The organism is Mesorhizobium australafricanum (genome assembly GCF_033977265.1).
GTDB lineage: Bacteria > Pseudomonadota > Alphaproteobacteria > Rhizobiales > Rhizobiaceae > Mesorhizobium > Mesorhizobium australafricanum.
On sequence record NZ_JAVIIT010000009.1, the window covers coordinates 126,519 to 139,454 of the forward strand.

The window sequence follows — 12,936 nt, forward strand, 5'->3', positions numbered from 1 at the left end:
GCATCCTGATGGCCGCCGCGGTTAACGGCCAAGCAATGCCTCCACCGTGGCGGCAATCGCTAGCAAACGACGATCAAGCCCATGCCTGCCCACCACCATCAATCCGGTTGGCAGCTTCGTGCCGGGTATCGGCAACGAGATCGCGCAAAGGCCGAACTGATTGGCGACCTGCGTGTTGCGCAAGAGCAGCCCTTCCGTCTTCTCGCGCAGCGCTTCGTCGCCGGCCACGGCGGCAATCGACGGCGCGACCATCGGCACGGTCGGCAATGCCAGCACATCGACCGTCTCCAGCCGTTCCGCCATGGCGGCCACGAGCTCGCCACGACGGCGGATCGTGCGGATATAGGCCGAGGCGGGAACGGCCAGCGCGCGCGACAATGGCCCGGTGACATGGGGGTCGACCGGCACCGAGGCGCCACTCGCCAGCCAGTCGGCGTGCACTTCGGCACCTTCCATGGACGCGATCGTGCCGCGTTTGGTTGCGGCGCGCATCTCGCGGATGAGATCGTCGATCGACAAATCGGCAACACGGGCGCCGGCCTGCCCGATCCTGTCGATGCAGCGCTCGAAAGCTGCGGCGACCTCGGCTTGCGTCTCGCCGAACAGCATGCCGCGTGGAATGCCGATGCGCAGGCCGGCGAGCGGGACCGGCTGTAGGGCTGCCGGCTCTTCGCCCGCCATGATCGCATCGGCGATCGCGCAATCGGCGACGCTGCGGGCAAGCGGACCGATCGAATCCAGCGTCATCGACAGCGGGAAGGCCCCCGTCAAAGGCACCCGTCCCGCCGTCGGCTTGAAGCCGACGACACCGTTGAGCGAGGCCGGGATGCGCACCGAGCCGCCGGTGTCCGAACCGATCGAGATGTCGCTTGTGCCCTCGCCGACCGCAACGCCCGCTCCCGATGACGAGCCGCCCGGGATCAGGCTGGCATCGGCCGCATTGCCCGGCATGCCGTAATGCGGATTGTCGCCGATCGCGGTGAAGGCGAACTCGGTCATGTTGGTCTTGCCGAGGATGACGGCGCCCGCCTGGCGCAGCCTCTGCACGATTATTGCATCCCGCGTCGCCGATGCGCCGCCGGCGTGGATCAGCGACCCGGCCGCCGTCGGCTCGCCGGCGACGTCGAACAGATCCTTGATCGAGACGATGCGCCCGTCGAGCGGCCCCAGGCTCACACCGGCTTTCCGGCGAGCATCGGACGCGTCGGCGGCGCCCCGCGCGGCCTCGGTATAAAGCTTGCTGTAGACCTTCTCGTCGGCGGCGCGATTGGCAAGACGTGACAGGATGATTTCGAGACGGTCGCGGATGGATTGCATGTCGATGTCGGACTCCGCAAGGATGCAACGTCTTTAAAGCAATTCCAGGAAAGGTGTGGAGCGGTTTTCCGTCCGGAATTGCGCAGAAACAAGGACTTTGGACTGGCAAAGCCAGCGCAAGACATAAACCGGCAAGCGTGCCTTTGCACCCTGCCAGCGATAGGAAGATACTGATGCTGTACAAAGGCAGCTGCCACTGCGGCAAGGTGGCCTTCGAGGTCCAGGGCGAGCCCGGCATGGCCGTGCGCTGCAACTGCTCGATCTGCAGGCGCAAGGGCGCGCTGCTGTGGGCCGTGCCGCATGAGAAGCTCAATCTGGTCGCCTGGGGCGACGACCTCGGCCGCTACACCTTCGGCAAAGGCTCGATCGCGCATCGCTTCTGCCGGACCTGCGGCATGCATCCGTTTGCGGAAGATGTCGGCCAGGTCAATGAACGGTCCGCCTATATCAACATCAACTGCCTCGACGGCGTCGACCTCACGACCATCGAAGTCTTCGAGTTCGATGGTCGCTCCGCATGAAACCGCAGACGGCAAGTCGTGTCGGCCATCATGACGGCATCGGCCCAGCGCCCCTGAGAGCCGCCGGGCCGATGCTTGAAAGGGCGACCAGATTTGCCTACTCAGCCTGCCTCGGTCCCATCAGGAAAGCCACCAGCGCCGCGAGCAAGGTCGCCACGCCGCTATAGGCGAAGGCGGTGGCGACACCGGCATGATCGACCAGGAGGCCACCGACGATGGCGCCGAGCGCGATCGCCACCTGGAAGGTCGCGACCATCAGGCCGCCGGCGCTCTCGGCCTGATCGGGCGCGGCCCGCACCAACCAGGTCTGCAGGCCGACCGGCACGGCGCCGAAGGCAAAGCCCCAGGCGGTGACGGCGACTGCCGCGGTTATCGGTGAGGCGCCAAGCACAAGCAGAGCCACCGCCGACAAGGCGATCAGCAGCGGCGCCAGGCCGACGGCCATCTTGAGATTGCGCTCGGCCAGGAACGCGCCGGCGAAATTGCCGAAGAAGCCGCCAATGCCATAGGCGAGCAGCACCAGGGAGATGGTCTCGATCGGCATCGCCGGGACCGTCTCCAGGAACGGCCGCACATAGGTGAAGCCGGCAAACTGTCCGGACGCGACCAGCAGCACGACCAGCAGGGCGATGCGGATCATCGGCCGCTTCAGCACCGCAAGCAGGGTGCGGAAGCTTGCAACGGTTGTGGGCGGCAGGCTGGGAAGCGTGGCGAGCTGCACCAGCAGCGCCAGCGCGCCGACGACCGCCGCGATCATGAAGGCGGTGCGCCAGCCCCAGATATCGCCGACATAGGCGCCGACGGGCGCCGCGGTGACGGTGGCGACCGAGACGCCGGTCAGGATGATCGACATGGCGCGCGGCATCAGCCGCATCGGCACAAGCCGCAGCGCCATGGCGGCCGACATCGACCAGAAGCCGCCAAGCGCCACGCCCAGAACGACGCGGGCGAGAAGCAGCATTGTGAGCGAGGACGCGAAGGCGGCGAGCAGGTTGGAGACGATCAGGAGCACGGAGAGGATCCACATCACCAGCCGGCGGTCGAGCCGCTTGGTGATGATCGCCATGGTCGGCGCCGCAATCGCGCCGACAACCGCCGTCGCCGTCACCGCCTGGCCGGCCGCGCCCTCGCTGACGCCGAGGTCCTGCGCCAGCCGCGTCAGAAGGCTGGCAGGCAGGAATTCGGCGGTGACCAGGCCGAAAACGCCGAGCGCCAGCGAGACCACCGCGCCCCACGCCGGCTCACTTCGTTCCTCCGGTTCGGTTCTGTCGAGAACGGCGGCGTCGATGGCGCCCGTTGCGGGTTCGGTCATGGCAAATTCTCCGATCTGTCTATGGCGCCACCTAGGGGATGACCAGCTCGGGCTCCGCCCGTTACATGCCTGGCGGGCGGCTCGGCCGGTTCGATCTGGTTGCGGCGCAACATTTAGCTGCAATGCAACATAGGGAGTGACGGACTGGAGTTTCCATGCTAGAAACGCCGAAATGAATTACAATTCGTCCAAAACCGTTCTGCAGGCTTCTGGCGACCCGCTCACCGATATGCTGCGCGGCTTGCGCCTCGACGGCGTCGATTACGGCCGCTGCGTGCTGGGGGAACCCTGGGCCGTTTCTTTTCCCGCGCAGAAGGCGGCACGGTTCCATTTCATCGGACAGCAGGGTTGCTGGCTGTTTACGCCGGCGAAGGAATGGACCCAACTCTCCGTTGGCGACGCGCTGCTGATCCCGCGCGGCGACGAGCATGTGCTGGCGAGCGCGCCCGGCGTGCCGCCCGTGCCGATCGGCCGCTACACCATCGAGCCTGTGTGCGAGAACATCTACGACGTCTCCAATGGCTGCGACGGCTGCAAGACCCTGCTGTTTTGCGGCTCGATGCATTTCAACCTCGACGGCTCGCATCCACTGCTGGAGATGATGCCGGACCTGATGCAGGCGCATAAGCTCATGGCGAATGCGCCCGGCATCCAGCATCTGCTCGACGCGATGGCCGGCGAGGTGACGATGGACCGTGTCGGCTCCGGCGGCATCCTCGCCCGCCTGGCCGACGTGCTCGCCGCCACCATCATCCGCTCCTGGGTGGAAAATGGCTGCGGTGACGCCACTGGATGGATCGCCGCCGTGCGCAACCCGGATGTCGGCAAGGTGCTCGCCGCCATCCACCTGCAGCCGGAGCGCGACTGGACGGTCGAGGCGCTGGCCAGAATGATGGGCGCCTCGCGCTCCGCCTTTGCGCAGCGCTTCGCCAGCGTGGTCGGCGAGACGCCGGCTAAATATGTGCTGCGCGTGCGCATGCACCAGGCGCGGCAATGGCTTACCCGCGACGGCATGCGGGTTTCGGTGGCGGCATCGAGATTGGGCTACGATTCGGAAGCCTCCTTCAGCCGCGCCTTCAAGCGGGTGATGAGCGTGGCGCCGAGCCATTTCCGCAACGCCGCTGGCGCCGAGGAGCAATCCTGACATCCAGCGGGCAGCCGCTGCCCGCTGGATGAATTGCCAAATCTTTTGGACGACGCGCCATTCCCCGCCAACTGCGGCCGCCTAAGCTGGCTGGCGGAGGAAACCGCTATGTCCAATCATCTCGCATCGCTTGCGCTTGCCGCGGCCGCCATGTTGCCGGGCCGGGCCTTCGCGCTCGAAGACAGTTACCTGCCCGCCGACAAGATCCCTTACGCCGTCGAAGCCCCGGGCCAGCCGCAGCGCCTTGGTCCGCTATGGGGCGAACGGGCAAAAGGGCCTGCCGGCACGCTGCTGAAAGTTCCGGGCAACTGGCGCGCGCCCGTGCATGCCCACACCGCCGATTACCGCGCCGTGGTCATCAAGGGTCTCTGGGCACACTGGCAGATGCAGGGCGGCGAAGCGACCAAGACCGAGTTGCCGCCAGGTTCCTACTGGACGCAGAAGGCCGACGAAATGCATGACGATGCCTGCTTGTCGGACACCGAATGCGTGATCCTTCTGATCAACGACACGCCCTACGAGACTTACCTGCCGAAATAGGTGCAGGCCGACAGCAAACAACCGGCACGCCGGACGCTACGCTATCCGGCGTGCCGCAGGCTCACCCCGCTGCCCTTGTCGAACATCACCACCTTGTCCGGGTTCCAGGCAAAGCGCACCGGCTGTTCGATCGCGACATCGGTCCTGGCCGGCACGGTGGCCCGCAGCATCGTGTCGCCGACCCTGAGCGTCAGGATCTTTTCCACGCCGTGATTCTCGACATCGTGGACGCGCGCTTCGACCGGCGCGCCGCTCTCCAGGTAGACATCCTCCGGACGGATGCCGAAGACGAGCGGCCGACCGTCGGTCGCGCCGCCCGCCTTGGCTCCCCCTGAGAGCGGCAGTTCGAAATTCATCGGCGCCATCACCGCGCGGTCATCGACCAGCTTGCCGTCGATGAGGTTCATCGGCGGCGAACCGACGAAGCTCGCGACATAGGTGTCACGCGGATTGTTGTAGATCTCATGCGGCGTGCCCGTCTGGATGATGCGGCCGTGGTTGAGCACGCCGACCTTGTCGCCCATCGACATGGCCTCGATCTGGTCATGCGTGACGAACAGGAATGTGGCGCCGAGTTGCATCTGCAGGTTCTTCAGCTCCGTGCGCAGCGCCTCGCGCAGCTTGGCGTCGAGCGCCGAAAGCGGCTCGTCCATCAGGAACACGCGCGGCTTGCGCACGATGGCGCGGCCGATCGAGACGCGCTGCATCTCGCCGCCGGAAAGCCGGTCGGTCTTGCGGTCGAGCAGATGTTCGATCCTGAGCGTACGGGCGGCGCGCGCGACACGGTCCTTGATCTCGGCATCCGGCAGCCGGCGGATCTTCGGCTTCAGCGGAAATTCGAGATTCTGCCGCACCGTGTAGCGCGGATAGAGCGAATATTGCTGCAGCACCAGCGCCACGTCGCGTTCGGCCGCGCCCCAGTCGGCGACGTCGACGCCGTCGATGAAGACCTGGCCCTCGGTCGGCTTCTCGAGGCCTGCAATCAAACGCAACGCCGTCGTCTTGCCGGCTCCGGTCTCGCCGAGCAGCACGAAGAACTCGCCGTCGGCAATGTCGAGGTTGAGGCCGGTCAACGCGGTGTGGCCGCCGAACTTCTTGGTGATGTTCTTCAGTTCGATATGGGCCATTACAGCCTTACTCCGAGTGACTTGCCGCTTGCCGTGTCGAAGAAATGCGCCTGCTCCGGATCGATGCGGACATGCACCTTCTCGCCGGGACCAGAAACATAGCCAGCCTTGGTGCGCGCGCGCAGCATCTTGGAGCCGACCTTGAGATCGACGATGTCGAACGATCCCAGCGGCTCGATGATGTTCGCCTCGACCGGCATGTAGCCGGGCGCCGCATCGTGCCGGACGAGCACGCCCTCCGGGCGGATGCCGAGCGTCAAGCCACCGTTGGAATGCCCGTTGAGCTTGGACAGGAGCTGGCGCGGAAACTCGAAGCCCGCTTGCGCGTCGCCGACCGTGACAGTCGCGGCGCCGGCCTGATCCGCGACGCTGGCCTCGGCGATGTTCATCACCGGGCTGCCGACGAATTGCGCCACGAACAGGTTCGCCGGGTGCGAATAGACATCGTCCGGCGTGCCGACCTGCTGGATGAAACCCTCATGCATGATGACGATGCGGTCGGCCAGGCTCATCGCCTCGATCTGGTCGTGGGTGACGTAGATCGTGGTCGAGCCCTGTTTGACGTGCAGGCGTTTGATCTCGGCGCGCATTTCCTCGCGCAGCTTGGCGTCCAGCGCGCCGATCGGCTCGTCCATCAGCATCGCCTTCGGGCGCCGCACCAGCGCGCGGCCGATCGCCACGCGCTGCATGTCGCCGCCCGAGAGCGCAGAAGGTCTCTTGTCGAGCAGGTCGGTGATGCGCAGAACCCGGGCGACCTCGCGCACAGACTTGTCGACTTCGGCGCTGCTCATGCGCGTGGCGCGCAGCGGAAAGGCGACGTTCTCGAACACCGTCATATGCGGATAGAGCGAGAAGGACTGGAACACCATGGCGATATCGCGGTCGGCGGCCTTGAGGTGCTGCACCGCCTTGCCGTCGATCAGGATGTCGCCCTTGTCGATCGTCTCCAGCCCCGCTATCGCGCGCAGCGTCGTGGTCTTGCCACAGCCCGACTGTCCGAGCAGCACGATGAACTCGTTGTCGGCGATGGCGAGGTTCAGATTGTGAATGACCTGAACGGCACCGAAGAATTTCTCGATGCCGCGAAGTTCGATCTGCGTCACTGCCGGGCTCCCTCATGCATCGCGGCGCCGGTTTCCTCGCCGCGCTCCGGCGCAATCTTCGATGTGATGTTGAAGCCGATCAGTCCGGCCAGGATGATCGTCACGCCGTAGGAATGCAGGGTGAGGCTCCATGGCTGGCAGAGCGCAACGATGCCCAGCACCATGAGGATCTGCGATGCCGGCAAAAGGTATTTCTCGTTGACGGCGCGAAAGCTCATTTGCGGATCGCTCCGAACGTGACGCCGCGAAGCAGGTGGTTGCGCAGCAGGAAAGTGAAGATCGCGACCGGCAGCAGGAACAGGAAGGTACCCGCCGCGATCGTTGTCCAGTCCGGCAGGCCGGAGCCTATCTGTGAAGGAATGAAGGGCGGCGCCGTCTGGGCGCGCCGGTTGGTCATGATCAGCGCGAAGGCATATTCGTTCCAGGCAGTGATGAAGCAGAACACAGCGGTGGCGGCAATGCCGGTCGCCGCTTCCGGCAGCACGATCTTGAAGAAGGCCTGCATGCGGGTGTAGCCGTCGACGAGCGCAGCCTCCTCATACTCCTTCGGGATCTCGTCCATGAAGCCCTTCATCAGCCAGACCGAGAAGGACAGGTTGAAGGCGACGTAGAGGATGATCAGGCCGATATGCGAATCGTTGAGGCCGACCACCCGGTACATCAGGAACATCGGGATGGCGACCACCACAGGCGGCAGCATGCGTGTCGACAGGATGAAGAAGAGAAGATCGGCCTCGCCGGCGATCTTGAAGCGCGAGAAGCCGTAGGCGGTGAAGGTTCCCATGCCCACCGCGAGCACGGTGCTGATGACCGCCACGATCAGGCTGTTCATGAACCGGTCGGGATATTGCGAAAGCTGCACGTCCTTGCCGACCTTCAACACCCGTTCGCCGCCGTCATAGATGCGTTTTTCCCACCAGGGCGCGGCCTCATAGACTTGCGGGTCGACGGGTTTCTGCATCTGCACGCGCTTGGTGAAAAGCCGGATGAACGGCGTCACCTCCGGCTCGAACAGCACGGTGGGCGGCACGCTGACGGCGAGCTCCTTCGGCTTGAACGCCGTCGACGCGATCCAGTAGATCGGCGCCAGGAAGATCAGCGTCGCGATCAGCACCGCGGCGATGGCGATGCGGTTGAAAGCGACCTCGGAGGAAGTGCGGACGGCGGCCATCTGTCAGCGCTCCTTCACCTTGTTGAGATACTTCACGTAGAGGTTGGTGATGGCCAGCACCATGATCAGCACGATGTAGGCGAGCGCGCAGGACTTGCCCGTATCCCATTGCTGGAAGGCCTGCTTGTAGAGCCGGATCGCGATCAGCTCGGCGGTCGGCTGGGTCGTCATCGTGTAGGCGATGTCGAAGGTCTTGAAGGCTTCCATGGTGCGGAAGATCAGCGCGATCAAAAGGATCGGCGAGACCAGCGGCAAGGTGATGCGGGTGAAGGTGTACCACCACCCGGCGCGGTCGATCGCGGCGGCCTCGTAGAGATGCTGCGGCACGGCCGAGAGACCGGCGAGCGACAGCAGCATGACGAAGGGCGACCACATCCATATGTCGGTGATCGCGACCGCGTAGAGCGCACTGTCTGGGTTGGAAAGCCAGGCGAAGTCGCCAAGGCCGAAGACGTAGTTGATCGGGCCCCAGGACGGGCTGTAGAGCAGCTGCCAGAACAGGCCGACGACCGCCGCCGACATCATCATCGGCAACAGCAAGAGCGTGGTGATCAGGCCCTTCATCGGAAAGCTGCGGTTGAGCAGAAGCGCAAGGCCGAAGCCGACGATCATCTGTCCAGCCACCGAAACGATCACGTATTTCGCCGTGATGACGAAGTTCGACCAGATGTGGTCGTCGCTGAGCAGCTCGCGATAATTCTGCAAGCCGACGAACTGCCAGGGCTCTGTGCGGTTCGCGGCGAAGTTGGTGAAGGAATAACCGAGCGAATAGATCAGCGGAAAAATGTTGAAGACGATCAGAAAGACCAGCGTCGGGATGATGAACAGGTTGCGGATGGTCAGATCGGACCAGCCGCGAGCGGCGGCCCTGGACGCAGGATCAAGATGGGTGAGGGCTACCGAAGCCAAACGGTTGTCTCCTGAAAACAGGAATGCCGGAGGGGAAACCCTCCTCCGGCATTCTGCCTGTGGTGCTTACTTGTAGCGGTTGTACTTGGTGAACGTCGCCTTCCAGTCGGCGGCGGTCTTATCGAGCGCCTCCTGGGCGCTGCCCTTGCCGCCGACCACGAACGGATAGATGTTCTGGTTCAGCTGATCGAGCACTTCGGCGTATTCGGGCGTTGCCCAGAAGTCCTTGACCATGAACATCGTGTCGTAGAACGCCTTGTTGTACGGCGTTGCGTTCTGGAAGGCTTCCGACTTCAGCACGGCCTGGCTGCAGGTATAGCCGCCGAGCTCGGCCCACTTCTTTTGGGTCTCGTCCTTGATGAACCACTCGAGGAACTTCATCGCCTCGTCCTTGTTCTTCGAGTACGAGATGACCGAGATGCCCTGGCCGCCGAGAGCGGCGAAGCGCTTGCCGTCCGGACCGGCCGGGTTGGCGAAGAAGCCGGTGACGTCGGCATAGGGGTTGGAGGCCTTGTTCACCAGCGGCGGGAAGAAGGCGAAGAAGTTCATGCTCATCGCGGCGAGACCGCCGGTGATCGCCTGGTTGTCCTCCACGAAGAAGGTCTTGCCCCAGCCGGGAGGCGTGAACTTGTAGAGTTCCTTGTACATGTCGAGGCCGGCTACGGCCTCCTTGGAATTGATGACGCCATCGACCTTGTAGGTTGCGTAGTCGCCGAGATCGCCGCCATAGCTGAAGATGGCGCTTTCGACGCCCATCGCCATCGCGTCGTAGGAGTTGTCGGTGTAGATGGCGACACCGTAGCGCTTCTGGTCCGGACGGTGGAAGAACTCGGCGATGTCGCGCAGCTGCGCGTAGGTCTTCGGAATGTCGAGGTCGTAGTTGTATTTCGCCTTGAATGCTTCCTTCTCCTTCGGGTCCTCGAACCAGTCCTTGCGGTAGGACCAGCCGATCGCATCACCCTCCAGCGGGATCGCCCAGTACTTGCCGGACCCGCCAGGGTATTCGGCATAGTATTTGATGGTCGCGGGCGCCATCACGTCATTGAGCTTGTGCTGGTTGAAGAAGTCGGTGAGGTCGACATAGTGACCCTGCGTCGAACCGGCGCCGAGCCATTGCGAGTCGCCGACGACCAGGTCATAGGCATCGCCATGCGCGTTGAATTCGGTGAAGGCCTTGGTCTGGAAGTCCGGCCAAGGCGTGGTCTGAACCGTGACCTTCACGCCGGTTTCGGCCGTGTAGTCGTTGACGAGTTCCTGCAGATAGTTCGCCGGATCCCATTCCGCCCAGAAGATGGTGAGTTCCTTGTCCTGCGCGCGGACGGATGTTCCGCAGGCAAGCGCCAGCCCGATACCAGCGATCACGCTGGTCACTATCTTGCGCATAGTTTTCCTCCCTTGTGCGCATTCTACCGTATCATGCGAGCCGGCGGCGAAGCCGGCCCTGGTAGTTCCTCCTGTGATGGCACCTCTCCGGTTCCAGGCCTCCTCGCCCTGCCGGAAATGGATCGCAGCCTTCACTCTTGATCCGCTTTATCAGTCTTGATCTGGTATTACCAATTCCAGCGTGGCGTCAAGCGCTTTCTTGAGGCGCCAGCGATAGTTAGACAAGCCGAACATTGCGATATCTGTCTGTTTTGCCTCGTTTTTCCTACTCCTTGATATGTATACCCATTGCCATGGGTGGCTCACCGCATCTAATATTCAAAACTGCTTGCGCAATCTGGTCGAACCAGATTTAGGCGGTTGCCGCCTTCGACGTCGCCGACATTCCTGCTGATTTAGCCTCCGATTCCGCCATTGCGGCGCGCACCAGCGCGCCCGCCGCCCATTGCGCCACGGACATCATCTCGGCGCTGTCCAGCCCCCATATGTCCTTCAGCACGGTGACCACCTCGACGCCGAACATCAGCGACAGCGCCTGGGCCAGGCGCCTGAACTGGCGCGGCTTCAAGCGGCCCTTGAGCGGCGCGATCGCATCCTTCAGCAAGTCGACGCGATGGCCGCGAGTAAAGGCCGGCTCGGATCCGAGCGTGCCCGCCTGGCGCCGCGCCCATTGGTCGAGGGAGAGTTTCAGCGCCGCCTTGAACGTCGCTTCGAAGGCCTCGATGCGCGGCATGGCGGTGGCGAACAGATCCGCCACGCGACGCTCGGCATCGTTGGATGCGGACTTCCAGGTGAGGATCGGGCCGAGCCCTTCATCGACCACAGCCTGCACCAGCGCCGCCTGGCTGGGGAAATAGCGGTAGGCGGTCGCGCGCGACACCCCAGCCGCCTCGGCGACCTCGCTGACCGAAGGGGTCATGCCGGACTGCATCAGCCTTGTCGCCGTTTCCAGCATCAGTCGCATGGTGCGGGCGCGCGGCCCCTTCTCGATGACCGGCGCCTGGACGGCATCATCGTTGGCGGCGGCTTGTTGACGTGAGACATCCATATCAATACGATACGCGCGTCTCAAAAATTTGCAATGGCGCATTGCCGGGCAATAATGGGGTCCCCACCAGCGACGAGGCTTTTGCCGAGGAGCTTAAGGGTGGGGCAAAAAGGCGGGCGGCAATGCCGAACATGCCGGGTGACGGGGAACCGCCGATGAAGCGCATCTATGTGGTCGGCACCGCCGACACCAAGGGTGAGGAACTCGCCTTCCTGGCCGATGCCGTCGCCGCGGCCGGCGGCGTGGTGGCTCGCGTCGACATCGGCACGCGCGGCGCGACTGTCCCGGTCGATATCCCCGCAGGCGAGGTCGCCGAACACCATGCGAACGGAGCCGGCGCCGTTCTCGGCATCGATGATCGCGGCACCGCCGTTGCCGGAATGGGCGCCGCCTTCGCCAATTTCATCCAGTCGCGTGACGACATCGCCGGCGTGATCGGCATCGGCGGCGGCGGCGGCACCTCGATTATTACCGCCGGCATGCGCGCGCTGCCGCTCGGCCTGCCGAAGATCATGGTCTCTACCCTCGCATCGGGCGATACCGCGCCTTACGTCGACGTCTCCGACATCATCATGATGCCGTCGGTGACCGACATGGCGGGACTGAACAGGCTCTCCCGCACGGTGCTGCACAATGCCGCCCAGGCGATCGCGGGCATGGCGGCGACGCCCGCATCGGCCACTGCCGGCAAGCCGGCGCTCGGGCTGACCATGTTCGGCGTCACCACGCCCTGCGTGACGGCGATCGTCGGCCAATTGCGCGCCGACTATGACTGCATGGTGTTCCACGCCACCGGCACCGGCGGACGCTCGATGGAGAAGCTCGCCGATTCAGGCCTGCTTGCCGGCGTCCTCGACATCACCACCACCGAGGTCTGCGATTTGCTGTTCGGCGGCGTGCTGCCCGCGACCGAGGATCGTTTCGGCGCCATCGCACGCACGAAGCTGCCTTACGTCGGCTCGGTCGGCGCGCTCGATATGGTGAACTTCTGGGCGCCGCCGACGATCCCGGAGCGCTATCGCGGCCGTCTCTTCTACGAGCACAATCCCAACGTCACGCTGATGCGCACCACGGCCGACGAATGCCGCCGGATCGGCGAATGGATCGGCGGTCGTCTCGCCCGATGCGACGGCCCGGTCCGCTTCCTGATCCCGGAAAAGGGCGTCTCGGCGCTCGATACCGAGGGTGGCGCCTTCTTCGACGCGGAGGCTGATCGAGTGCTTTTCGACGCGATCGAGCGCACCATCAAGCCGACGAAGAACCGCACGGTGACGCGCCTGCCGCTGCACATCAACGACCCCGCATTCGCCACGGCCGCGGCCGAGGCGTTCCTCGACATCGCCGAGAAGTGAGACAGGCAA

Annotated in this window: 13 protein-coding genes; 4 read left to right on the plus strand and 9 right to left on the minus strand. The window is 64.3% G+C overall.

Annotation, left to right across the window (positions count from 1 at the left end; translation table 11 throughout):
* Nucleotides 1-21: 21 nt before the first annotated feature.
* Entirely contained in the window at nt 22-1,317 is a 1,296-nt protein-coding gene (locus RFM98_RS18935) for an amidase (protein WP_320310301.1), read from the minus strand.
* A 173-nt stretch (nt 1,318-1,490) separates the two neighbouring features.
* Between RFM98_RS18935 and RFM98_RS18940 the strand changes: the two genes are divergently transcribed.
* Nucleotides 1,491-1,838 (plus strand): GFA family protein, encoded by a 348-nt coding sequence (locus tag RFM98_RS18940; protein WP_320310302.1) that lies wholly within the window; start codon nt 1,491-1,493, stop codon nt 1,836-1,838.
* Between the two features lie 97 nt (nt 1,839-1,935).
* Here the strand turns inward: RFM98_RS18940 and RFM98_RS18945 are convergent, their stop codons facing one another.
* The gene (locus RFM98_RS18945; RefSeq protein WP_320310303.1) at nt 1,936-3,150 is read right to left on the minus strand and encodes an MFS transporter; all 1,215 of its coding nucleotides are present in this window, start codon (nt 3,148-3,150) and stop codon (nt 1,936-1,938) included.
* 172 nt (nt 3,151-3,322) lie between these two features.
* Between RFM98_RS18945 and RFM98_RS18950 the strand changes: the two genes are divergently transcribed.
* Entirely contained in the window at nt 3,323-4,294 is a 972-nt protein-coding gene (locus tag RFM98_RS18950) for an AraC family transcriptional regulator (protein ID WP_320310304.1), read from the plus strand.
* A gap of 108 nt (nt 4,295-4,402) precedes the next feature.
* Nucleotides 4,403-4,834, plus strand: coding sequence for a DUF4437 domain-containing protein (locus tag RFM98_RS18955; protein WP_320310305.1), 432 nt, complete (start codon nt 4,403-4,405; stop codon nt 4,832-4,834).
* Between the two features lie 41 nt (nt 4,835-4,875).
* Here RFM98_RS18955 and RFM98_RS18960 read toward each other — a convergent pair whose 3' ends face one another.
* The 7 genes from RFM98_RS18960 to RFM98_RS18990 all read right to left on the minus strand — a co-directional run bounded on the left by RFM98_RS18960 (nt 4,876) and on the right by RFM98_RS18990 (nt 11,575).
* On the minus strand, nt 4,876-5,961 hold the full coding sequence (locus RFM98_RS18960; protein ID WP_320310306.1) for an ABC transporter ATP-binding protein: 1,086 nt from the start codon (nt 5,959-5,961) through the stop codon (nt 4,876-4,878).
* Nucleotides 5,961-7,064 (minus strand): ABC transporter ATP-binding protein, encoded by a 1,104-nt coding sequence (locus RFM98_RS18965; protein ID WP_320310307.1) that lies wholly within the window; start codon nt 7,062-7,064, stop codon nt 5,961-5,963. Before RFM98_RS18965 ends, RFM98_RS18960 begins: the two co-directional genes overlap by 1 nt.
* Nucleotides 7,061-7,282, minus strand: a complete 222-nt coding sequence (locus RFM98_RS18970; RefSeq protein WP_320310308.1) for a hypothetical protein — start codon at nt 7,280-7,282, stop codon at nt 7,061-7,063. Before RFM98_RS18970 ends, RFM98_RS18965 begins: the two co-directional genes overlap by 4 nt.
* Nucleotides 7,279-8,235, minus strand: a complete 957-nt coding sequence (locus RFM98_RS18975; RefSeq protein ID WP_320310309.1) for a carbohydrate ABC transporter permease — start codon at nt 8,233-8,235, stop codon at nt 7,279-7,281. Before RFM98_RS18975 ends, RFM98_RS18970 begins: the two co-directional genes overlap by 4 nt.
* A gap of 3 nt (nt 8,236-8,238) precedes the next feature.
* Entirely contained in the window at nt 8,239-9,144 is a 906-nt protein-coding gene (locus tag RFM98_RS18980) for a carbohydrate ABC transporter permease (protein ID WP_140820817.1), read from the minus strand.
* Nucleotides 9,145-9,210: 66 nt separating this feature from the next.
* The gene (locus RFM98_RS18985) at nt 9,211-10,527 is read right to left on the minus strand and encodes an ABC transporter substrate-binding protein (protein WP_320310310.1); all 1,317 of its coding nucleotides are present in this window, start codon (nt 10,525-10,527) and stop codon (nt 9,211-9,213) included.
* A 352-nt stretch (nt 10,528-10,879) separates the two neighbouring features.
* Nucleotides 10,880-11,575 carry a helix-turn-helix domain-containing protein gene (locus RFM98_RS18990; protein ID WP_320310311.1) on the minus strand — a complete coding sequence of 232 codons (696 nt, stop codon included), beginning with the start codon at nt 11,573-11,575 and terminating at the stop codon, nt 10,880-10,882.
* 155 nt (nt 11,576-11,730) lie between these two features.
* Between RFM98_RS18990 and RFM98_RS18995 the strand changes: the two genes are divergently transcribed.
* On the plus strand, nt 11,731-12,927 hold the full coding sequence (locus RFM98_RS18995) for a Tm-1-like ATP-binding domain-containing protein (protein ID WP_320310312.1): 1,197 nt from the start codon (nt 11,731-11,733) through the stop codon (nt 12,925-12,927).
* The last annotated feature ends 9 nt before the right edge of the window (nt 12,928-12,936 follow it).